This is a genomic window from Corynebacterium tuberculostearicum (assembly GCF_022347385.1).
GTDB classification, from domain to species: Bacteria; Actinomycetota; Actinomycetes; order Mycobacteriales; family Mycobacteriaceae; genus Corynebacterium; species Corynebacterium tuberculostearicum_M.
The window spans coordinates 1-21,055 of sequence record NZ_JAKRDT010000005.1; the positions used below are offsets into that span (position 1 = coordinate 1).

Annotated in this window: 18 protein-coding genes; 7 read left to right on the forward strand and 11 right to left on the reverse strand. The window is 58.3% G+C overall.

Annotation, left to right across the window (positions count from 1 at the left end):
* The first annotated feature begins 209 nt into the window (after positions 1-209).
* On the forward strand, positions 210-926 hold the full coding sequence (locus MHK00_RS03805; RefSeq protein ID WP_250410542.1) for a TVP38/TMEM64 family protein: 717 nt from the start codon (positions 210-212) through the stop codon (positions 924-926).
* A 53-nt stretch (positions 927-979) separates the two neighbouring features.
* Complete coding sequence (locus MHK00_RS03810) at positions 980-1,558, forward strand: hypothetical protein (RefSeq protein ID WP_005328374.1); 579 nt, start codon at positions 980-982, stop codon at positions 1,556-1,558.
* On the opposite strand, the gene MHK00_RS03815 is transcribed toward MHK00_RS03810, so the two are convergent.
* Positions 1,555-2,394, reverse strand: a complete 840-nt coding sequence (locus tag MHK00_RS03815; protein WP_200435636.1) for a DUF3097 domain-containing protein — start codon at positions 2,392-2,394, stop codon at positions 1,555-1,557. The two genes, MHK00_RS03810 and MHK00_RS03815, sit on opposite strands and share 4 nt — an antisense overlap.
* A gap of 33 nt (positions 2,395-2,427) precedes the next feature.
* On the opposite strand from MHK00_RS03815, the gene MHK00_RS03820 reads away from it, so the two are divergent.
* Positions 2,428-3,201, forward strand: coding sequence for an Rv1486c family protein (locus MHK00_RS03820; protein WP_250410544.1), 774 nt, complete (start codon positions 2,428-2,430; stop codon positions 3,199-3,201).
* On the opposite strand, the gene MHK00_RS03825 is transcribed toward MHK00_RS03820, so the two are convergent.
* The 3 genes from MHK00_RS03825 to MHK00_RS03835 form a co-directional block, all read right to left on the reverse strand.
* The gene (locus tag MHK00_RS03825) at positions 3,198-4,271 is read right to left on the reverse strand and encodes a ferrochelatase (protein ID WP_005324811.1); all 1,074 of its coding nucleotides are present in this window, start codon (positions 4,269-4,271) and stop codon (positions 3,198-3,200) included. The two genes, MHK00_RS03820 and MHK00_RS03825, sit on opposite strands and share 4 nt — an antisense overlap.
* 31 nt (positions 4,272-4,302) lie before the next feature.
* Entirely contained in the window at positions 4,303-5,757 is a 1,455-nt protein-coding gene (locus MHK00_RS11935) for an NlpC/P60 family protein (protein ID WP_005328380.1), read from the reverse strand.
* A 1,718-nt stretch (positions 5,758-7,475) separates the two neighbouring features.
* The gene (locus tag MHK00_RS03835; protein ID WP_040425242.1) at positions 7,476-7,940 is read right to left on the reverse strand and encodes an Rv1476 family membrane protein; all 465 of its coding nucleotides are present in this window, start codon (positions 7,938-7,940) and stop codon (positions 7,476-7,478) included.
* A gap of 328 nt (positions 7,941-8,268) precedes the next feature.
* Here MHK00_RS03835 and can point away from each other — a divergent pair, with 328 nt between their 5' ends.
* The gene (gene can / locus MHK00_RS03840) at positions 8,269-11,082 is read left to right on the forward strand and encodes an aconitate hydratase (protein ID WP_250410546.1); all 2,814 of its coding nucleotides are present in this window, start codon (positions 8,269-8,271) and stop codon (positions 11,080-11,082) included.
* Positions 11,083-11,273: 191 nt separating this feature from the next.
* The gene (locus MHK00_RS03845; RefSeq protein WP_005324819.1) at positions 11,274-11,849 is read left to right on the forward strand and encodes a TetR/AcrR family transcriptional regulator; all 576 of its coding nucleotides are present in this window, start codon (positions 11,274-11,276) and stop codon (positions 11,847-11,849) included.
* A 77-nt stretch (positions 11,850-11,926) separates the two neighbouring features.
* On the opposite strand, the gene MHK00_RS03850 is transcribed toward MHK00_RS03845, so the two are convergent.
* The 5 genes from MHK00_RS03850 to MHK00_RS03870 form a co-directional block, all read right to left on the reverse strand.
* The gene (locus MHK00_RS03850; RefSeq protein WP_250410548.1) at positions 11,927-13,063 is read right to left on the reverse strand and encodes an ATP-binding cassette domain-containing protein; all 1,137 of its coding nucleotides are present in this window, start codon (positions 13,061-13,063) and stop codon (positions 11,927-11,929) included.
* Positions 13,054-13,746, reverse strand: coding sequence for an energy-coupling factor transporter transmembrane component T family protein (locus tag MHK00_RS03855; protein WP_200435641.1), 693 nt, complete (start codon positions 13,744-13,746; stop codon positions 13,054-13,056). Before MHK00_RS03855 ends, MHK00_RS03850 begins: the two co-directional genes overlap by 10 nt.
* A complete protein-coding gene (locus MHK00_RS03860) occupies positions 13,746-14,456 on the reverse strand; it encodes an ECF transporter S component (RefSeq protein WP_179387566.1) in 711 nt (236 codons plus the stop codon). The genes MHK00_RS03855 and MHK00_RS03860 overlap by 1 nt, the downstream gene beginning before the upstream one ends.
* Before the next feature lie 182 nt (positions 14,457-14,638).
* Complete coding sequence (locus MHK00_RS03865) at positions 14,639-15,610, reverse strand: nucleoside hydrolase (protein ID WP_250410550.1); 972 nt, start codon at positions 15,608-15,610, stop codon at positions 14,639-14,641.
* 21 nt (positions 15,611-15,631) lie between these two features.
* Entirely contained in the window at positions 15,632-16,306 is a 675-nt protein-coding gene (locus MHK00_RS03870) for an NAD(P)H-binding protein (RefSeq protein ID WP_005324825.1), read from the reverse strand.
* A 104-nt stretch (positions 16,307-16,410) separates the two neighbouring features.
* Between MHK00_RS03870 and MHK00_RS03875 the strand changes: the two genes are divergently transcribed.
* Positions 16,411-16,680: an ACT domain-containing protein gene (locus tag MHK00_RS03875; RefSeq protein WP_005324826.1), complete on the forward strand. Its 270-nt coding sequence runs from the start codon at positions 16,411-16,413 to the stop codon at positions 16,678-16,680.
* 1 nt (position 16,681) lies between these two features.
* Entirely contained in the window at positions 16,682-18,046 is a 1,365-nt protein-coding gene (locus tag MHK00_RS03880) for a PFL family protein (protein ID WP_005324827.1), read from the forward strand.
* 24 nt (positions 18,047-18,070) lie between these two features.
* Here the strand turns inward: MHK00_RS03880 and MHK00_RS03885 are convergent, their stop codons facing one another.
* Together MHK00_RS03885 and MHK00_RS03890 are read right to left on the reverse strand one after the other, a co-directional pair.
* Positions 18,071-19,393: a DUF2254 domain-containing protein gene (locus MHK00_RS03885; protein WP_005324828.1), complete on the reverse strand. Its 1,323-nt coding sequence runs from the start codon at positions 19,391-19,393 to the stop codon at positions 18,071-18,073.
* A gap of 6 nt (positions 19,394-19,399) precedes the next feature.
* Positions 19,400-21,031 carry an ABC-F family ATP-binding cassette domain-containing protein gene (locus MHK00_RS03890; protein WP_250410552.1) on the reverse strand — a complete coding sequence of 544 codons (1,632 nt, stop codon included), beginning with the start codon at positions 21,029-21,031 and terminating at the stop codon, positions 19,400-19,402.
* Positions 21,032-21,055 lie beyond the last annotated feature (24 nt).

Sequence of the window (21,055 nt, forward strand, 5' to 3'; positions counted from 1 at the left end):
TCGCGGCCGGGCAAATTTAACTTCAGAGTTTTCTACCGGATCGATGTAATGAGACATTAGTGCTGGTTAGACCGGAACTATCTCATAAGACATGCGGAACGATGTCTCCGAACCAGACACCCCCTCGGGCACAGCGTTCCGGCGGTTACCACTAAGGTAGCCGCCGGATTTTTCTATTCAGTACTCCCACAAGGACTACGATCTCCCCCATGACCACACTTTTGAGTTGGGCGCGCAGCTTCGGCCATTTCCTCAAATCGCTCGCCTGGTCCGCTTGGCGGTCAATTCTCCAGTGGTCGATGCGTCGTTGGGTAGCCGTCCTCGCCGCCATCGTCACCGGCGTCACCCTCCTTTACTTCTTCGATCTGCCGGACGTGGCTCAGCTTCGCGTCGCCTCCACCCGCTATGGCGCCTGGTTCCCCCTCCTTTTCACCCTAGGTTATGTCATATTTACGCAGCTTCCCTTTCCCCGGACGTTGTGGACGGTAGCCGCAGGAATACTTTTCGGCCCCTGGAAAGGACTCGCGCTATCCCTGTGCGCCTTGACGGTGTCAGCGGCCCTGTCGCTCCTCATCGTCCGCACGCTCCTTGGAGACTGGATCCGGCCGCACCTGACCCACCCCGCAGTGTTTAAAATCAATGCCCACTTAGAGCGGCGCGGCTGGCTGGCCATCGCTTCGCTGCGAATGGTGGCCGGCGTCCCCTTTAGCCTCCTCAACTACGTTGCCGCCCTAACTCCGGTGAAGCTTAGCCACTTCACCGTGGCCACTCTCCTCGGTTCCATCCCGACTACTGCCCTCGGCGTCTTCTTCGGCGATGCCCTCACCGGCCACACGTCGCCCGGCATCATTGTCGCCATGGTAGCTTTTGCCGCCATCGGTATGGGCGGGCTGTATATGGATTCGCGCCTACCCACTCGCCCATAAGTCAAGTGCGAGCGGTAGACTATTTCGCAATTGGTTCCTTAAGGAGGATTTCTGTGCTTGCTGTCCACGCCCGCTACCGGGGCCGCTCCGTGCGTCGCGCAGATTTGGTCCAACGTTCTGCAACGGCTCTATCCACCCTCAACGGTGTGGGCGAGTTCCACGTGCTCGGCGTGGAAGATATTTGCGCCGTAGTTGATTCAGCAACTGCCGTGTGCGACGTGGTCATGGCCTTGCTTGCCGACGGCGACTGGGCTATCGGCATCGGCATTAGCCCCGGCAACCAGGAAGATGAGGAAGGCGCGCGCCAGGTAGCAACCGCCGCATTGCGGAAGTCCGCCCGCATGGGGCAGGTCTACGCCAAACTCAATAAGCGCGGGCGCGCCTCGGAGGCAAGTGATATTGCAGCCACCTTTGCCCTGCTTGGGTACGTTCTGCACAAGCGCACCATCGAAGGGCGCGAAGCAACCTCGCTCGTCCGCGCAGGGCTCAACCAGAATGAGGCCGCCGAAGAGCTAGGAATTTCCAAGCAAGCCATGTCGCAACGCCTCCAGGCAGCCGGCTGGAGCGCAGAGATGGCGGGGTGGCAGTTGGCCGTCAACCTCATTGAACGCGCCAACCTTGCCCATCCCTAGAGCAAGTCGGACTTGCTCAACTCAGGTGTAGTAACGAAGTCCACGAGGCGCTCCACGGCGCCGATCAGGCTGGAGTCCAGGTCGCGGAAAGAATGCACGGCGTTATAGACATGACGCCACCCATCCTTCGGGTCGCTCCACCCTACGCGGCGGCAAATGCCGGTTTTCCAATCCTCGCCGTAGGGCACATCTGGCCATTCACGCAGGCCTACGCGCTGCGGCTTTACCGCCGCCCAGATATCGATGAAGGGGTGTCCAGTTACCAGGACATGCTCTCCCACGGTTTCCGTTAATCGGGTTTCCTTGGAGCCTTGAACCAAGTGATCCGCCAATACTCCGACCCTGCGGCCCGGCCCTGGCTGAAACTCTGCGAGGCGCGCCTCCAAGTTGTCCAAGCCCTCGAGGTATTCGACGACCACGCCTTCCACACGCAGGTCGTGACCCCACACTTTTTCCACAATGGCGGCATCATGCACGCCTTCTACCCAAATTCGCGACGGCGCGGCGACCTTAGCCTCCACGTTTTCTACGCGGCGGGAGCCGGAGTTGGACTTACGGGGAGCCTGCTTTTCGACGTACCGGGTAAGCGTTACTGGCTTGCCTTCCACTAGGAACCCGCCTTTGACCAGGTTAAAGACCCGTTCTACGCCGTGGCGATCCTCAAGGCGTACCACCTCACCGAAAACGGTTTTATCCACGCCCATAACAGCCCCCACAAAGTCATCGCCGCGCACTTCCACTACCATTCCGGGCTCGGCTGGTACTTCTGGGTACTGGCGCGGCTTCGACCGCGAGTGGCCAGCAAAAATATCTCCGCCATAAGGATCAAAACTCATGGCCCGTTAGTCTATCTACTAGACTGGCTCGCCATGGATATGCGCGCCGAAGTATGGTCACCTTTACAAAACACCGCCGTCTGGCTTGGCTCGTGGCTGTGGGGACATGAAACCACCGATGACTTGCTGGACGCGCTTACTGAACTAGGCGGACGTCCAGAGTGCCTTGACGAATCCCCCTTCGTCGATCTATTAGCCATGCTGCGCGCGGAGACCACCGAGCTCACCGCTCATCGCGGTGTACGCGCAGAGCCTATTGTGCGCCTCGCACTGTCCGGGCCAGGCGAGCCGCCTGCATTGCCGGCAGGATCGGAGTCCTATCGCGCGGCCGCACAAAGTTCTGCCGGGGCAATCATAGTTCGCACCAATGATCCCTTGCGTAACTTAGTCCTCGTCCCCCACATTCGCCACAGCCATACAGCGTGGCAAGTGGTCGTCGAAAAGCAGCAGCTCCCCGCGCCCGCCTGGCTAAGCCCCGGTGAAGCTGATGCCCTCCTCTCTCAGGCAACCAATGAGTCCGCCGATCTCATCGCCGCAACCGGGTATAGCACCGAGGCCTTGCCCAACCCACGCCTCACCGTGGGAACCCTGAGCGACTTCTATGACACACCCGGACTTCCCCGTTCAACGCCAGCTCGAGCAGCCAAGCTCTTTGCCCGTGCCGACCGAGTGGCCGCGATCATCGAAACCGTCACTGACCGCATCAATGACCACAGCCTTGATCCACAATTGCTTCGCTTGTGGCGCCACATCCGCCAGGCCCGCATGACGGGCGTGTCTTATGCGCTTGGAGAGTTTGCCCGTTAACGCGACCAGATATCGCAGCACCCCGCCGCGCACGGCTCACCATTGACTGTGCACCCTTGCACCGTGACGCTCCCGCTGGTCTCCCACTCGCGGCCCTGCTCTAGCTCATCGATGAGATCAACGACCATCTCCGCAAACCGTGGAGTCGGACCCGCTGTACGAGTGCGCAGGACCTTGACGCCCATCTCTTCGGCTGCCTTCTGCAGCTCGGAATCGAGATCCCAGATGACCTCCATATGGTCTGAGATGAAGCCAATCGGACACACCACTACCGTGTCGATACCTTCGTTGTGGTGGATATCAGTGGTGTGATCAATAATGTCAGGCTCGAGCCACGGAGTGCGTGGATTGCCCGAACGTGACTGCCATACAAGGTCATAATCAGAAATACCGGCCCGTGCGGCCACCAACCGCGACGCCTCTGCCACCTGGCGGGAGTAAAGGTTTTTATCCCCTTCTGCGCCGCCCACGTTATCGTGCGCGACGGGAACCGAATGGGCGGTAAACAGCAAGCGAGTGGATTCCTTCTTTTCTTCCGGAACCTGTCCCCAGACCTCCGTGACAGCGGCTGCCATTTCGGCCACGAACTTCGGATGGTCGAAGAATTGGCGAATCTTAGTAAATTCAATGTCCGGCAGACCCTGCTCCGCCAGATGCTCGCGCATCCGCTGAATATCCTCATCATATTGCCGGCATGCGGAGTACCCACCCCATGCAGAGGTAGCGAAGACAGCTACCTTGCGCACCCCGTCCTGAGACATCTTCTCCGCAGTCTCACTGGCAAAGGGGTGCCAATTTCGATTGCCAAAGTAGACAGGTAGATTATGTCCGCGTTTTTTCAGCTCCACTTCGAGGTGATCGATGATTTCGCGGTTAAGCGCATTGAGCGGACTTACCCCTCCGAAGTGGTAATAATGCTCGCCCACCACTTCTAGCCGCTCGCGAGGGATGCCTCGACCTCGGGTAACATTCTCCAAAAAAGGAACGACCTCCTCGTTTCCTTCCGGGCCACCGAAAGAAAGAACGAGGAGGGCGTCGAAGTTTTGGGCATTCTGTTGTGCGTCAGTCATGCCCTAAACCATACCAACCAAAAGTTGGAGATTAGAGAAGGCGCACGACATCGGGAGTAGCGCCACCCCAGCGAACTGGAACTACTGAAACAGTCTGACCAGACTGTGGCGCTTCAATCATTTGGCCGTCGCCTAGGTAGATAGCTACGTGCTGGCTTCCACCAGCTCCGTAGAAGATAAGGTCACCGCGCTGTGCATTCGCACGAGGAACCTTCTTACCCTGCTGGTACTGCGCACCAGTGTAATGAGGAAGGTCCAGGCCGGCTGCCGCGTAGGCGTACTTGACTAGCCCCGAGCAATCGAAGCCAGACTGACCGAAGTCACCGAAGGAATCAGCCACGCCACCATCGCGAAGCCCACCAGTAGGACCATTATTATCGCCGCCACCCCACACATAAGGGACACCAACCTGGGACTCGGCGCGAGAAATCACGGCCTCGATCTGAGCGTCTCGGCCCGCATCTGCACCAGTGGTGGTTTCCTCGGACTCAGTTACCTCATCCACCTCGGGAGCGTCAACACTGGCGGCAGGTGCAGTGTTCGGACTGCCCAAACCAAGCAAGTCAGATGAACCTTGCATGAGGGTGCGCACATCGTCCTCATCAACGGCTGCGGCGATATCATTCGCAAGTCCGAGCGCATCGTTCACGGAGGATCCAGTGCCAAAATCGACGTTCTGGAACGTCGGCGTTGTACCCTTGTTGAGGGCGTTTCCGAAGTCCGCTTCTGGAGTAGTCTTCTCCTGCTCAGCAACGGATGGAGCCTCCGGATTATCGGCAACGTCCGCACTGCCAGGAGCCTCAAGCGAGCCCCGATCTACTACCTCATCTGTAAAGCCCTGAGACTTGTCCTCGGAAGTCAAGTCTTCAGAGTTGACCGTAAAGGCGTTAGTCGAAGCTGCAGAATCAAGATTATCAACTTGATTTGGCGAGGTTGGAAGAGAATCCTGCTGCGAGAGCTGTATCCCGCTTGCTGCCCCCTCTTGGGGCGCAGCCTGCTGCTGGCGGGCAAAAGTGGCCTCCGCAAACCTTTGGGTAGCGTTTAGTCGAGCTTCATTCTGGGCCAGCTCTCGACGCTCCTGCGCGACCCGACTCTCGGCTTCTCGCTTTTCCTCCCCCGCCTGGCGCAGCTCATCTTCCAAGCTGGCAACATACTCTTCATTAGTGCCCGGCTCGCCGTTCACTTGTTCCAATTGGGTTCGAATCTGAGCAATACGGTCTTCCGCTCCGGAAACATCCGCTTCCGCGCGACCTAGCTCTGCCCGGGACTCCTCTACAGCGGCCTGCAGTGAATCTGCATTGGCAACCGCACGGTCAATTGCTACGTGGTCTGAGTTTTGATCCTGGACCGTACCCGGGTTTGGCGTTGATACTTCATCGGCGCCCGCTGGGGCTACGGTGGAAAGCGTTGAAATAGCTGCGGTACCTGCTACTGCAGCAATGAAAGCGCGAACATGTCGAATGCGCGGAAGGCGAATGGTGGCCACTGAAATACTCCTAGTTTGGGCCCACGCTGCTCGTTTAGTGAGAGTCCATGAAGACTCCGGACATAGGTATGCCCGGGATCCCCGCCTGTATATTTCGCACAAACACAGGCGTTATCGCATGCCTTATTGGGCGGCCTAGAGGTTCGCCTTGGGTAGATATCAATAGATACGCGAAGCTAACCCCCTGGTGCCCGCAGACACTAGAGCGGTAATTGTTGATAGACTGCCTACTTCGGCTGAGACTTCACTCCGGGTGTGCACATTCTGTGGACGCTCAGCAGACTTAGGGCTTTCATGTTGGAACTAGAGACAGTTGAGGACGATTGCTGCGCCGATACTGGACGACTCTAACCGCTACTGTTTCCCCACAACAGCGATATCCAGACAATTTGCACTCTGGCAAGAGAGCCTAAAGGTCTACTTGCGCGAGTCCGCCAAGCCGGACACAGATGGTCTACAACTATCCTCTGTTCAAACAAAGTCCCACGACTGTGAAATCCACTTCTATTCTTGCGCTGCGCGCGACATACGCTCCAGGGTGCGTTTTACAACCCGCGATTCCGTATGCCCCGATCACGTCTTCGTTGCACTGAGCACCGTGAGAACTGCTCTACGGGTTCTGGCAGACCTCGCCGCGGCGCCAACTGGAGTCCAAAAGGTCTAACCTTTTGAGCACTACCAAGCCGTCGAGGGCAAGCAGCCACAAACCATGAACAGGCCGCACGAAGCTGACCCTTGTGGAGTGATTCGGCGTTCCCGGACCCTATCCCTATGGACCTCTCCGTACGCACCTTCTGTAACAACAGGCTTTTAGCCTTAGCCATATAAAGGTTCGCACCAAAATTTCCACACGGTGGAGTTCTAATGAACCCGTCTCACCTCATAAACGGAAGGTGGGTTGATGTGTAATTTTTCGAACATTGTAATCGCTCAAGTTCTTTGCCTGCGTTCCCAATCGCTATCGAAAGGTCCCGGTTCATTGACTTCCAAGAACGGCCACTCGACGTTCTAACTTTCGCTCGAGGCGTGCTTCCCCACATACCCGTGCGAGTTCTCTCGTGACAGTCAAGGCTAAGCCCATGAACCCAGGAAGCAAGAAATGTCTCCTGAGTCGACAACCGAACCTTACGTCACGACACGCCCGTTTCGCACAATTTTCCCGCAATTCACGTGAGTCAAGTTAATTCACATGACTCAACATGTGCACCTAACCTGCAATGATTTTGTTACCATCCCGTTATTGTGACTTTAATCACTAGACAGCCGGAGCCCCATACGCCCTACTAGCCCCGAGTCTGACCATAACCAGGACAACTCAACCACTCCCCCACCGGATGTCAACCCCTAAGGGTTTACTTTGACCACTCCCCCGCCCCATCCACGATCCCCAATTAGGTATCCGGCTCACGTTAAGTCCAGGCCGAACTTCTGCCTCCCCAATCCGCAACCGACTCTCCCGGCATCCCGTGAGTGAACGAAAGTGTGTCATCCACATTCACCCGGAGCCCTTCAGTACACACCTTCGGGCCAGTTGCCCGAATTTCTCGGGGCATCAAAGGCCCGCAAAAGTTTCACCCTCTAACGTGATACTTTCTCGAACAAACTTAATTTTCAGGGACTATTTGTCGAATTCTGAAAAGCCAAGTTCCACGTTTCTCGCCCGGCTTTCATCACTAGCCCGTCTCGCACGCCCAGCTTCCGTAGGTTCTTTTCAACTATTAGAGCGTGCGACGGCCGGCCGCTAGGAAAGAGCCAACCAATACAATCACGGCGATTACGGCAACTGCCCCCACCACTGCGCCGACCGGGAAGCTGATTTGGTCTAGCCCCCTGTAGTACTCAGACAGAAGGTCTACTTGTTCAACCCCAGGCGGGATCTGTGCCTGCACCGACTCAATGTCGGCACGGCTATAAGTGTCACTAACGGAAGAAACATGGCGAGGGGTTTGTACGATGACGGTATTCAAGCCTGTCGCATCCTGGAGCTCTTGGGCAATGTCACGGACATCAGGTGCCCGATCAGCCACCACATCAACCACGGCCACTCCGTCACCGTCTCGCAAGCCTTGAGCTACCTCCGCGTTGAGCTGTGCATCTTGGCTGAGCGTTGGGGACGTGTAGGCCACGCCATCCTCTTCCAGCTGGCCTGCCAAATCAGCTACATCTACGCCCGCGGGAACCATGTGTATCTCTTCCTTATATATAGGGCTCCTAAACTTCTTCTCCCCCAAGATACGGGCGGGCCACAGACGTCCTTCCCCTCAACTCGCCGAATTTCTCGAAAAGGTGAAAACAGAACGCTTGTACTGTTACAATGGCAGCGACCGAAGGTTTTAGCCTCTACAATATCTAGGTGAACCATCGCGTTCTTTGTCGCCTTCAACACAGCGGGCCCCATGGTCGCGTCGCGTCACACCAGTGACCAATGATGCCGAGCACTGCCCCGCGGTGACGACTGGCGGCGAGTACCAAACAGAACACACTGTTTATTAACAAGGAATGGAGCTCCCTGTGACTGAAAGCTTGAACTCCTTCGAGGCCAAGAAGACCCTTGACGTCAACGGCAAGTCTTATGACTACTTTGACATCAACACCGTCTCCGGCTTGGAGAAGTTGCCTTACTCCCTCAAGGTGCTGGCAGAAAACCTGCTGCGTAACGAGGACGGCAAGAACGTAACCAAGGACCACATCAACGCCTTGGCAAACTGGGATCCGGAGGCAGAGCCGGACACCGAAATCCAGTTCACCCCAGCACGCGTCCTCATGCAGGACTTTACCGGTGTTCCTTGCGTTGTTGACCTCGCTACCATGCGTGAGGCCGTCTCCGCACTGGGTGGCACCCCGGATCAGGTTAACCCTCTCAACCCGGCCGAAATGGTCATTGACCACTCCGTCATCGTTGAGGCTTTCGGCTCTACCGATGCGCTGGAAAAGAACGTTGAAATTGAGTACCAGCGCAACGAAGAGCGCTACCAGTTCCTCCGCTGGGGTGCTGAGAACTTCTCCAACTTCCGCGTTGTTCCTCCAGGAACCGGCATCGTCCACCAGGTAAACATCGAGTACCTGTCCCGCGTTGTATTCGACAACGAGGGCCTCGCTTACCCGGATACCTGTATCGGTACTGACTCCCACACCACCATGGAAAACGGCCTGGGCATTCTGGGCTGGGGCGTCGGCGGCATCGAAGCAGAGGCTGCCATGCTCGGCCAGCCGGTATCCATGCTTATCCCGAAGGTCGTAGGCTTCAAGCTGACCGGTGAGATTCCTACCGGCGTCACTGCAACCGACGTCGTTCTTACCATCACCGAGATGCTGCGCGAGCACGGCGTTGTTCAGAAGTTCGTTGAGTTCTATGGCAACGGCGTTAAGTCTGTCCCGCTGGCAAACCGCGCCACCATCGGCAACATGTCCCCTGAGTTCGGTTCCACCGCTGCGATCTTCCCGATTGACGAGGAGACCACCAAGTACCTCGAGCTCACCGGCCGCCCGCAGGAGCAGATCGACCGCGTCGAGGCCTACGCCAAGGCACAGGGAATGTGGCTGGAAGAGGACGCTCCAGAGGCAAAGTACTCCGAGTACCTCGAGCTGGACCTGTCCACCGTTGTTCCTTCCATTGCCGGCCCGAAGCGCCCGCAGGACCGCATCCTGCTGACCGAGGCTAGGGAGCAGTTCCGCAAGGATCTGGCTAACTACACCACCGACGAGGTTTGCGTTGACGAATCCTCTGTCGAGGCAAAGCGCATGTCCGCAGAAGGCGGCGCCCCAGTTATGGAGGACGTCACCGGTGGCTTGAACAAGGCTCGTGAGGGTCACGGCGAGTCCTCGGCTACTGGCGCGAAGGGCCGTCACTCCAACCCAATTACCGTTGAGTCCCAAAACGGTGGCGAGTTCACCTTGGACCACGGCATGGTTGCCATTGCCTCCATCACTTCCTGTACCAACACCTCTAACCCATCCGTCATGGTGGGCGCGGGCCTTATCGCCCGTAAGGCAGCAGAAAAGGGTCTGCAGTCCAAGCCATGGGTTAAGACCATCTGTGCTCCTGGCTCCCAGGTTGTTGATGGCTACTTCCAGCGTGCAGACCTGTGGAAGGACCTCGAAGCCATGGGCTTCTACCTCTCCGGCTTTGGTTGCACCACCTGTATCGGTAACTCCGGCCCACTGCCGGACGAGGTTTCCGCAGCCATCAACGAGAATGACCTCGCTGCCACCGCGGTCCTTTCCGGTAACCGCAACTTTGAGGGTCGTATCTCCCCGGATGTCAAGATGAACTACTTGGCTTCTCCAATCATGGTCATCGCCTACGCCATTGCCGGCACCATGGACTTTGACTTTGATGCTCAGCCGCTGGGTCAGGATAAGGAAGGCAACGACGTCTTCCTGAAGGACATCTGGCCTTCCCCGCAGGAGATTGAGGACACCATCCAGTCCGCTATTTCCCGCGAGATGTACGAGGCTGACTACGCCGACGTCTTCAAGGGCGACGATGCTTGGCGCAACCTGGACGTGCCGGAGGGTGAGACCTTCAAGTGGGATGAGGATTCCACCTACATCCGCAAGGCTCCTTACTTCGATGGCATGCCAACCGAGCCGAACCCGGTTGAGGACATCAAGGGCGCACGCGTTCTGGCAAAGCTGGGCGATTCCGTCACCACTGACCACATCTCCCCTGCTTCCGCTATTAAGCCGGGCACCCCGGCCGCGCAGTACCTCGATGAAAACGGCGTTGCCCGCCAGGACTACAACTCCTTGGGTTCCCGTCGCGGTAACCACGAGGTTATGATGCGCGGTACCTTCGCGAATATTCGCCTGGCCAACCAGTTGGTCGACGTCACCGGTGGCTACACCCGTGACTTCACCCAGGAAGGCGGCCCGCAGGCCTTCATCTTCGATGCTTGCCAGAACTATAAGGAAGCCGGCATCCCGCTCGTTGTCATCGCCGGCAAGGAGTACGGCACTGGCTCTTCCCGTGACTGGGCAGCCAAGGGCACCAACCTGCTTGGCGTGAAGGCTGTTATTACTGAGTCCTTCGAGCGCATCCACCGCTCCAACCTGATTGGTATGGGCGTTATCCCACTGCAGTTCCCACAGGGCGAGTCCCACGAGTCCTTGGGCCTGGATGGTACGGAAACCTTCGACATCGAGGGCATCTCCGCCTTCAACGATGGCTCCATCCCGAAGACCGTCCACGTCACCGCTACCAAGGAGTCCGGCGAGGCCGTCGAGTTCGATGCCGACGTCCGCATCGACACCCCGGGTGAGGCTGACTACTTCCGCCACGGCGGCATCTTGCAGTACGTTCTGCGTCAGATGGTCAAGAACTAAGCGTCTTCGCGCAGTCCTTTAGCCCAACCGATGGGTTAAAGGACTAAGTTCAGTCGACAACGCGGGGTTGCACCGCCCTCTCTCAGGAAGGGCAATGCGGCCCCGCGTTTCGTCACGTCGATTTTATTTCTTATTTAAAATTACTGATTAAACAATCTTTAGATATCCCCCATTAAGGAGAGTTCCCTACTATGCCCATCGTGAGCGAATCTGAACTTAGCCGCCGCCGGCACGACATTCTCGTAGGTGCCCGCCGCTGCTTTGCAGAGCACGGGTACGAGGGAGCGACTGTTCGGCTACTCGAACAAGCTACGGGTAAGTCACGTGGCGCAATTTTTCACCACTTCGGTGACAAAGAGTCACTATTCCTTGCCTTGGCGCAAGAAGATGCCGCTCGTCAGGCCGAAGTCGTGGCTCAAAATGGCTTGGTAGAAGTCATGCGGGAAATGCTCCAACATCCTGAGCGCCACGATTGGCTGGCCACACGCTTGGAAATCACCTCCCTGCTACGCACTGACCCCTCGTTCGCCGCTCGGTGGAAGGAAAACCAGTCGGTTCGTGATGAAGCCGTTCGCGCACGCTTGGCATCTAATGCGGATAAGGGCCGCCTTCGGGATGATGTAGAAATCGATACCTTGGCCATCTATCTTGAGGTATTTATGGATGGATTCATTAATCGGCTTGCCTTGGGCGATACCGCGGAACTAGAAAATGTTCTTGACTTAGTAGAGCAATCCATCCGCGGTGCTCAGGCGAGCCCACAGTAATCCCCCGTACATCCAATCCTGCTCCCGGCTGCTTCTTAACTGATATTGGAGAGAGCCGGGAGCAGTTTTGTATGCGCTTATAGCTGCGGCGCCAGCAGTGTTTTTTCCGTTACTTCAGCATAGGTTTCTATTTCTGCCACAAACTTAGAATCGTGGCAGGTAACTACGAGGGCGCTGCCGGACTGCAGTGCGTAGTGGATGAGTTGGTGCATGAGCCAGCGGTCGGCAGCTGAAAGCAAGGTGTCTGGTTCGTCGAGCAGGACCACCGGTCGCTGCTGTCCGATCACGTGGGCAACTTGCGCTAGCCGCAGGCGAGACGATGATAAATCGAGAGGATGGTCTGCGGGGTTTAGTCCCAGCAGGTTGCGCACGGTGTCATTGGGGACGAATTCCTCCACTGTTGGGAACACTGCCTGATCAAATGGCGATTGCAGGGCAAGAGCGGGTGGATTCGGGACAGCTCCGGCGCCATCGAGCCCAGCCGCGGCGCGCAGGAGCGTGGTCTTGCCACTGCCGTTATCGCCACGCAGCCACGTAACCGCGGATTCCGTGATAGGGATTTCCACCGGTCCGACGCTGAAGGAAGTGCCACGGGGCTGAGAAAAGTGCCACCATTTCTTCTTTGCTGCACCCCGGCGTGCCGTTAGCGGACCGATGCTACCAGTCCGGGGACTTGGGGAAACACGCGGTAAGTCGACGGCCGCTACGAGTGGGTCTGTGCCAATGATGTCCCCACCCAATTCTGGCCAGGAGGAACTAGAAACGGAAATGACGCAAGTCTCCGGCATCGACTGCAAGAGGCGAACCACTTGCGTGCGCGAATCAGCATCAAGCCCGGCTGCGGGCTCGCACACAATCATGATTTCTGGCTCGCGAATGGCGACACAGGCAGCCGCAAGCCTGCGTGTTTGGCCACCGGATAGCTGCGTTGGGTCATGTTCGCAATAGTCAGACAGTCCTACAGCGCGAAGCATTCGCTCCCCACGCCGCTGCATTTCAGGGGCAGGCACGCCGGCATTTTCGAGGCCTAAAACTACTTCTTCGATACAGGTTTCCCGCAGGAAGCTAATCTGTGCTGAGGCATCCGTGCCGATGATGGCTTCGGTAGATAGGTGCTCGGCTAGTTCCACGGCAACGTCTTCGACGGCTGTGTCGGGCTCGACAAGTACTTGATATATGGCCCCAGGATTGGGCTTAATGCGGGCTAGATCCATGTAGCAATCACCACCGCAAGGCTAACTAGCGGAATGACGAAGCGTAAGACGCGGGAGACCCTGGAATCGGCAACGGGGCGCAGTAGGGTGCGTTGCCCTTCTTGGTCGAATCCGACGGCGGCGAGGGCCTGGCCACGTTGGGTTCCTTGGGTAAGGAGGCGAGCGATAACGGGAATAATGACGCGCGAGATGGTATTGCGCCAGGTCACGGTGATGCCGGCGAGCTGGTTGGCTTCACGCACGCAACGCCAAGCGTGCGCGCCTTGGGGCAGGGTTTGTAGGGAGGCTCCCACGATATACGCGACCTTGTGGCCAGCGCGCGACACTTGCAGCCACTTGGCGATATCAGCAATGCGCAGGGCTGCCATGGCCGCGATGAAGCAGGCCATGAGGGCGCAGAATCGGAGGGTGAGGGTGGCGGCGAGAACCAGGCCGTCGCTTGTTAGCAGCGGCAGCACTGGGTCATCACCGTAGGGGGCGTGAATGACCAGCATGGAAAGGGCCGCTGGGGCGCTTAGCGCCAATGTTGTCAAAATCACGGAAGCGTTGCGGGTAGCGGCAGTACCGCAGGCTAGGGCGATGAGCGCTACGCTTGCCGACGCCACCGGGTTATTCAGCGCCAAAGTAAGGATCCAGCCGCAGGCCGCGATGGTGACAACGGTGGCGGGATGAAGGCCGTGCATTAACGTGGCTGGAGGGATTCTCGGGTGCGCTGCGGCAGTGCCTTGACCGCTGCCCAGACAATGAGGAAAACCAGTGCCTTATCCAGGGGATCCGAAATAAAGGACTGCAGCGTAACCGAGGCGATGAGGGAATTGCCCAATTCTCGGAAGAGCGAAACAACCGCGCCCGTACCAAGACCTGCGGTACCGCCATAAACAAAGGCAGCCACTGGTGCGGCGAGCATGCCGGAAATGATTCCAATGATGGCGCCGCTGAGAATGACCCACCACACCTTAGTGAAAGCGCCCTTCTTGATTACCAGTCCGGAGAGGAACCCCGTGGCGGCGGACACGGCGGCGAAGGGCAAAGCGGCGGGGTTCAACAGTCCCCATACGACGGAGGACAAGGTACCAGTAGCCAATCCGGCGATGGGTCCCGCGAGCGCGGCTACCAGGATCGTTCCCACGGAGTCGATATACAGCGGAACACCGATAGAACCGATGATTTCGCCGACAACAATATTGAGCACTAGTGCTACCGGGATGATGGCGATGGTTCGCGCCGGTAATGCCGGAACGGTGCCGGTGAGAAGGAGCGCGGCGCCAACGAGGTAGCCGGCGAGGGTAATGAGCGCCTCGGTCGAGCCGGCAACGGATTCCCAATCAGTAGGACGCAGAAGAACCAGATAAATCCAGGTTGCGGCGACGATGAGTGCACCCGCGATGACCATAGCCTTGCGGACGGGGGTGAGAGAAAGCTGTGACACAGTAAAAGTCCAAATCCATATACCGAAAAATGGGCAAAATAAACGCCGACCGCGGATGGTGCTGCTTTCCTATGTCACCTCGGAAAGCGAGCTCGCACGGCACGTGCGCCGCGGATAATAGTAGAGGCTCTGCGTGCTAAAAGCCACTAATGCGAAACCAATAGCGTCAATGCCCGCGCGCATTCGTGGTGTGCGGCCTCCATGTCTGCGCTTGTTACCAGCCGCGCGTTGTGGGCGCGGCCCCAATGGTTGCGCAAATCTGCGACGCTCGTACCACGCAGCAGTGGCGATTCCGCCTCGACGTCCATGGTGGTTTCTATCGCGTCGAAATTGATGCGTCCGAGTGCAATCATGCAGGTCAAGAGGTCGTGAATCTGAGCTTGATATCCCTCCCCCTGTGCCTGGTGGAATTCAAAATAAAAACGCAGCACGTCCGGCAGGATTTGTGCCGTGGGGTGCCCCCCCAACAATTCCAAGGCCTCGTCTAGGCGCTGCGGAGTAATGAGAAACTGTTCCGTTACTTCGAGGGAACACAGCGTGGTGAGAACGCGTGGGGCGTTTGAATGAAAATGTTGGGCGGCGGCGTGCGGATCCACCCAAAAGTTCCATTCGGCAGTTGGCGTGGTGTTTCCGCCGTAATTGACCGCGCCGCCCATGATGGTGATGGCACCGAAGCGCGCGGCAGCCTCGCTATGGGTTGCTTCGAAGGCCGCAAGGTTGGTGACCGGTCCAGTAACGATCAGCTGCAGATCGTCATGGGTGGCTAATGCTTCTTCCCATACCTGCTGCCAATCGCGCTGTTGTAGCTTGGCGGCGGCAGCGGGGGCGTGTGCGTAGCCCAGCCCTGTCGGGCCATGGGTCTCAGGGGTGGTGGTGAGATCTACCTTGAGGGGTTGGGGTAGGCCGGGGGCTACGGGGACGTCGGAAAGCGAGCACAGGTCCAGAATCCAGCGGGCATTATCCGCGGTCCGGTGGACCTCGACGTTGCCGGCCGTGGTGGTAACCCCCACCAGCTCGATCTCCCCGGCATGATGCAGCCCCGCCAGGTACATAAGGGCGAGGCAATCGTCGACGCCGGGATCGCAATCAATAAGTACAGCTGGTGGCTTAGCAGTCATAATGCCAGCCAGTCTAGCGCCTTACTTGATGGAGCTCACCGGATTGTCGCCATCAACGAAGGCAAGCGGGGATCCCGGCAGGTTTTCACGGCCAAGGGACTCGACGATGACGTCCGCAACCAGCTCGCGAGAAGAAGTCAGAGACTCCTTCAGCTTCTTATCCTCAATCTGCTCAATGCCCTTGGCTGGTTCCTCGGTCAGCATCGCTGGCTTGAGGATGAGGTGCGGGTAGCTGGCCTGTACAAGGCGGTTGTCTACTTCCTTCTTGGACTCCACGTAGGCATACCACTTCTCATCGGCAGGATCCGTGGTTGCTACCTGGGAGCCGACATAAGAGATCATCACATAGGCAGGCACATTCTTGCCCTCCTGCTGCAACTTGTCCATGGCGTCGAGGGTAGCGAGGGCGCCATCGCGGTCGACGGCCCAGGTGAGGTCTGCCCCACCGCGGCCGCCATTGCCAGCGCCCCAGACTACAGCGTCATAAGCGGCGAAAAGCTCTGCCCACTGATCCACGGTTTGTTCAGTAATATCAGCCATAACCGGGGTCGCGCCGAGCTTTTCAATCTCGGCCTTCTGCTCTGGGTTGCGGATGAGGGAGTGGACCTCATGGCCGGCGTCAACCAGCTTAGGGGCGGTCAGCAGCCCGACCTTGCCGTGTCCACCGATGTACAGAATCTTCTTCTTATCAGTCATACCTCCCCACCGTAACAACGGCGCGGCCGGCGTGCAGACGGCCTCCTTACTCCGGCACGCACAAACCACCGCGGCGCGCTCGGCAAGCAGATAGAATTGCACGCATGTATGCCATTATGACCGTCACCGGAGCCGATAGCACCGGCATCATCGCCGCGGTGACCACTACCCTTGCAGAACTCGATATCAACGTCATTGACGTCTCCCAGACGCTCATGGGCGGATACTTCACCATGATCCTGCGCGTCGAATTCGATGCGGACAAGGTCTCCATCCAGGCCATCAAGGAGCGCATGCGCCCCGTGGCGGAGGAAAAGCACCAGTCCATCCGCATTCAGTCCGAAGACCTCTTCACCGCCATGAACGAAATTTAATATGAGTACGCGTTTTAATACCACCAATATCTTGGACACCATCGAGATGATTGAGAACTATCGTCTCGATATCCGCACCGTGACCATGGGCATCTCGCTCCTCGGATGCACCCGCTCCACCATGGAGGCTACCTGCCAGGCCATCTATGACCGGGTCACCCAGCAGGCAGGGCGCCTCGTCGAGGTATGCGAAGGCATCGAGGGCGAGCTCGGCATCCCCATCGTCAATAAGCGCATTTCCGTAACCCCCATCTCCTTGGTGGTGGCCGGCGTAGAGGGAAACCCCGTTGATGCGGCGAAGGCACTGGACAAGGCAGCCAAGGAGGTAGGCGTCAACTTCGTGGGCGGCTATTCCGCCTTGGTAGAAAAGGGCGCTACCACCGCGGAGCAAAAGCTCATCAGCTCCATTCCGGAGGCGCTGGCTACTACGGACGTCGTGTGTTCCTCCGTAAACATCGCCAGCTCCCGCGCGGGCATCAACATGGATGCAGCCAAGAAGATGGGCGAGGTCATCAAGGAAGCGGCCGAGCTGACCAAAGACGATTCCGCCATTGCGTGCGCCAAGCTCGTGGTCTTTGCAAACTCCGTGGGAGATAACCCCTTTATGGCCGGCGCCTTCCACGGCATTGAGGAACCCGATTGCGTGGTCTCCGTGGGCGTTTCCGGCCCGGGTGTGGTCGACCGTGCCTTGGGCTCGCTCGAGGGGGCCAGCTTAGACCAGGTTGCAGAAGAGGTGAAGAAGGCTGCTTTCAAGATCACTCGCGCCGGGCAGCTGGTGGGCAACATGGCCTCGGAGCGCCTGGGAGTGCCTTTCGGCATCATCGACCTTTCGCTTGCCCCCACCGCCGAATTGGGCGATTCGGTTGCGCACATCTTGGAGCACATGGGCCTAGACCAGGTAGGCACCCACGGCACCACTGCGGCCTTGGCTCTGCTTAACGACGCCGTTAAGAAGGGCGGCATGATGGCTTGTTCCCGCGTGGGCGGGTTGTCAGGTTCCTTCATCCCCGTTTCCGAGGACAAAGGCATGATCGACGCGGTCAAGTCCGGCTCCATTTCCATGGACAAGCTGGAGGCCATGACCGCTATTTGCTCGGTTGGTTTCGACATGATTGCCCTGCCGGGCGACACCTCTGCCGCGACGATCTCGGGCATGATCGCTGATGAGGCCGCCATTGGCGTGATGAACCATAAAACCACCGCAGTACGCGTCATTCCGGTACCTGGCGCCCAGGTAGGCGACGAGGTCAGCTTCGGCGGGCTTCTTGGCTACGCCCCTGTCATCCCGGTCAATCAGGTGGGCAATACGCAGTTCATAAACCGCGGCGGCTTCATCCCCGCCCCGGTGCATGGATTCCGCAACTAGCGCCAGCGACAACCGCGCCGCGGTCTAATCCGCGGCGTGCTCCTCGCCTGGCTTATCGGATTCCGCCCACGCAGCTAGGTTGGCCTGGAAGTGCTGGTAGGAGGCCTCCAACTGTTTCAGCTCCACCTCGCCGCCTACCTGGCGGCGGGCATCGGAGTAGATGGCCCGGGCGGCGTCGTCAAGCACGCGCCGGCGTTCCGCTGTGCGAAGAAGGGCAACCACCTTAGCGAGGTTATCCAGCATGCTGAGGTAGATCTCCGCATTATCGGCCGCATCGCGCCGAATCTGTGTAAACATCGCCTCGACGATCTCGTCATAGCTAAAGGTCTGATAATCCAGCCGAAATTCGCCGTCCACATGCACAATGCCCTGCGGAAGCCGCTTATCCCCAATCACGGTGAGGATCTGGGTGAAGCGGTCAATGATGTCAATTACCGTAAATGGGTCATTAACGCCGGTGCTCAAAGCGCGGGCAGCAATTTCTGCAAGGTGCCGAGCGGTAAACCGAGGATCGTGGGCAGAGGCGTTTTCGCGGTGTTGCGTGAGCACGATATGACGCTCAATATCTTCCGGCAAACGTGGCACGCCGTGGGCAATGACCTCGCCTTCCAATACGAGGTCTCCCGGTGCCACGCCGAGGTGCACCGCGCAATCCTCTTGCGCTGCAGCCTGCGCGATGGCGTCATAGTCCACGAATTTGAGATAGCCAGTCTCACTACTGCGGCGCTTTTGCGCGTTCGTGTAGAACTCTGGCCCCGGCGCTTTTACTTTCTCCTCCTCCTCACCGCGGCGGATGAGCCGGCGCATGTGGCTTTCTACGTCTTGGGCAACCACGTGCACCACGTGGGACATGCTGATGGATTGCGCAATGTGCACGATGAAGTAGATGAGGAAGACAACGCAGGCGATGGCCAGCAGAACCGTGACGGCTACATTGAGGGAAGGAACGTATTCTTCTACCCCACCGCCGCCGGTACGAACCGCGCGCAGGGATAGGAGCGCAAAAATAAAGGTTGCCAGGTAGATCGCCAACGTGGATTGAATGGAGCGATCCTTTAAAAACTCGTGCAGGAGGCGCGGGCCCATCACCGTGACGACACCGGATAGCGCGGTCAGCGTGATGAAAAAGACGGTGCCGGCCAAGGAGAGTGACGAGGTTGCTACCGCGCTTAAAATCCCTTGCGCGCTATCGGCGCTGCCGTCATAAAAGGGCGTGTCCGACACGTCAAAATTGCTACCAACCGCAATGAGCAATTCCGCGCCGATCGCGGCGATGGCCACCGCCACGGCGGGGATGAGCCAAAACTTCTCCCGCCAAGCGGGCATCCTCTCCAGCAGTGTCTTCATAAATCCCTAAGCTAGCTCCACGATCTCCATATAGTCATCGGACCACAGGTCCTCATCACCATCGGGCATGATGATCACGCGTTCCGGATCCAGTGCCTTAACCGCACCCGGATCGTGCGTCACCAGCACCACAGCGCCCGTATACGTTTTCAGTGCATCAAGCACCTGCTCGCGCGAAATCGGATCCAGGTTATTGGTCGGCTCGTCTAGCAACAGGACGTTCGCGCGGCTGGAGACCAAGGCGGCTAGCGCAAGGCGCGTCTTCTCACCGCCGGAGAGGGTACCCGCAGGCTGCTCCAGCTTCTCACCGGAGAACATGAAGGCGCCAAGCAGGCTGCGCAACTCCTGCTGATCCGCGTCTGGGCAGGCATCGATAGTGTTTTGCCACACGGAATTATCCGGGTCGATGGTGTCATGCTCCTGCGCGAAGTAGCCGATGCGCAGGCCGTGGCCGCTGACGATGCCACCTTCACCATCGGTGCGTTCCACGCCGGCAAGCAATTTCAACAGGGTGGTCTTACCTGCACCGTTGTAGCCGAGAACAACCACCCTAGAGCCTTTGTCGATAGCGAGGTCTACGCCCACGAAAACCTCCAGCGAGCCGTACATCTTGGTCAGACCCTTGGCATTCATGGGCGTCTTGCCGCACGGCGCCGGCTCGGGGAACTTAATATTGGCCACCTTATCGGCCACGCGGACCTCGTCGAGCCCGCTCATCATGCGTTCAGCACGGTGGAGCATCTGCTTTGCCGCGGCGGCCTTGGTTGCCTTGGCACCGAGCTTGGCAGCCTGCTTTTGCAGTGCAGACGCCTTCTTTTCCGCATTGGCACGCTCTCGGCGACGCCGCGCTTCATCGGTAGCACGGGCATCGAGGTACTTCTTATAACCCATGTTGTAGACGTCGGCCTCGCCGCGGACCGCGTCAAGGAACCACACCTTGTTGCACACGGCCTCCAGCAGTTCGACGTCGTGGGAAATCATAATGAGCCCGCCCTCATGCTTGGACAGGAATTGGCGCAGCCACGTAATAGAGTCGGCATCCAAGTGGTTAGTCGGCTCATCCAAGAGCAGCGTGGTCTGGGATTTGCCGGAGCCTTCAGTAGCTGCAAAGAGGATCTGTGCCAGCTCCACGCGGCGACGCTGGCCGCCTGAGAGGGTCTTGAGCTTCTGGTCTAGGACACGCTGTGGCAGGCCCAAATTATCGCAAATCTGCGCACACTCGGAATCGGCTTCATAGCCGCCGAGCGACTCGAACTGCTCCTCCAAGCGGGAATACTTACGGATAGCCTTATCCCGGAACTTATCGTCCGTGGCCGATTCCATGAGCTCTTGTTGCTTCGCCATGCGGCGCTTAAGATCATCCAGGCCGCGTGCGGAGAGAACGCGCTCGCGCGCCGTTTGCTCGATATTTCCCTCGCGGGAATCCTGGGGCAGATAACCAATGGGGCCCGAGCGAGTCACAGAACCACCATAAGGCTCCGTCTCCCCTGCCAAAATGCGCATGGTCGTCGTCTTGCCCGCGCCGTTGCGGCCGATGAGGCCAATGCGGTCGCCGGGCTGCACGCGGAGGTGCTGCCCGGGGGCGTCGAGAAGCGTGCGCGCTCCTACCCTGACTTCGAAATCATTGGTTACAATCACGAAGAAATAGTCTAGCAATTGACG

Excerpts from the sequence above, each read along its gene's own strand:
- MHK00_RS03870 (WP_005324825.1), bottom strand. The coding sequence starts at position 16,306 with ATGACTGATAAGAAGAAGATTCTGTACATCGGTGGACACGGCAAGGTC.
- MHK00_RS03865 (WP_250410550.1), bottom strand. The coding sequence starts at position 15,610 with ATGACTGCTAAGCCACCAGCTGTACTTATTGATTGCGATCCCGGCGTC.
- MHK00_RS03850 (WP_250410548.1), bottom strand. The coding sequence starts at position 13,063 with ATGGATCTAGCCCGCATTAAGCCCAATCCTGGGGCCATATATCAAGTA.
- MHK00_RS03860 (WP_179387566.1), bottom strand. The coding sequence starts at position 14,456 with ATGGTCATCGCGGGTGCACTCATCGTCGCCGCAACCTGGATTTATCTG.
- MHK00_RS03815 (WP_200435636.1), bottom strand. The coding sequence starts at position 2,394 with ATGAGTTTTGATCCTTATGGCGGAGATATTTTTGCTGGCCACTCGCGG.
- MHK00_RS03885 (WP_005324828.1), bottom strand. The coding sequence starts at position 19,393 with ATGAAGACACTGCTGGAGAGGATGCCCGCTTGGCGGGAGAAGTTTTGG.
- MHK00_RS03875 (WP_005324826.1), top strand. The coding sequence starts at position 16,411 with ATGTATGCCATTATGACCGTCACCGGAGCCGATAGCACCGGCATCATC.
- MHK00_RS03820 (WP_250410544.1), top strand. The coding sequence starts at position 2,428 with ATGGATATGCGCGCCGAAGTATGGTCACCTTTACAAAACACCGCCGTC.
- MHK00_RS03825 (WP_005324811.1), bottom strand. The coding sequence starts at position 4,271 with ATGACTGACGCACAACAGAATGCCCAAAACTTCGACGCCCTCCTCGTT.
- MHK00_RS03835 (WP_040425242.1), bottom strand. The coding sequence starts at position 7,940 with ATGGTTCCCGCGGGCGTAGATGTAGCTGATTTGGCAGGCCAGCTGGAA.
- MHK00_RS03805 (WP_250410542.1), top strand. The coding sequence starts at position 210 with ATGACCACACTTTTGAGTTGGGCGCGCAGCTTCGGCCATTTCCTCAAA.
- MHK00_RS03855 (WP_200435641.1), bottom strand. The coding sequence starts at position 13,746 with ATGCACGGCCTTCATCCCGCCACCGTTGTCACCATCGCGGCCTGCGGC.
- MHK00_RS03845 (WP_005324819.1), top strand. The coding sequence starts at position 11,274 with ATGCCCATCGTGAGCGAATCTGAACTTAGCCGCCGCCGGCACGACATT.
- MHK00_RS03880 (WP_005324827.1), top strand. The coding sequence starts at position 16,682 with ATGAGTACGCGTTTTAATACCACCAATATCTTGGACACCATCGAGATG.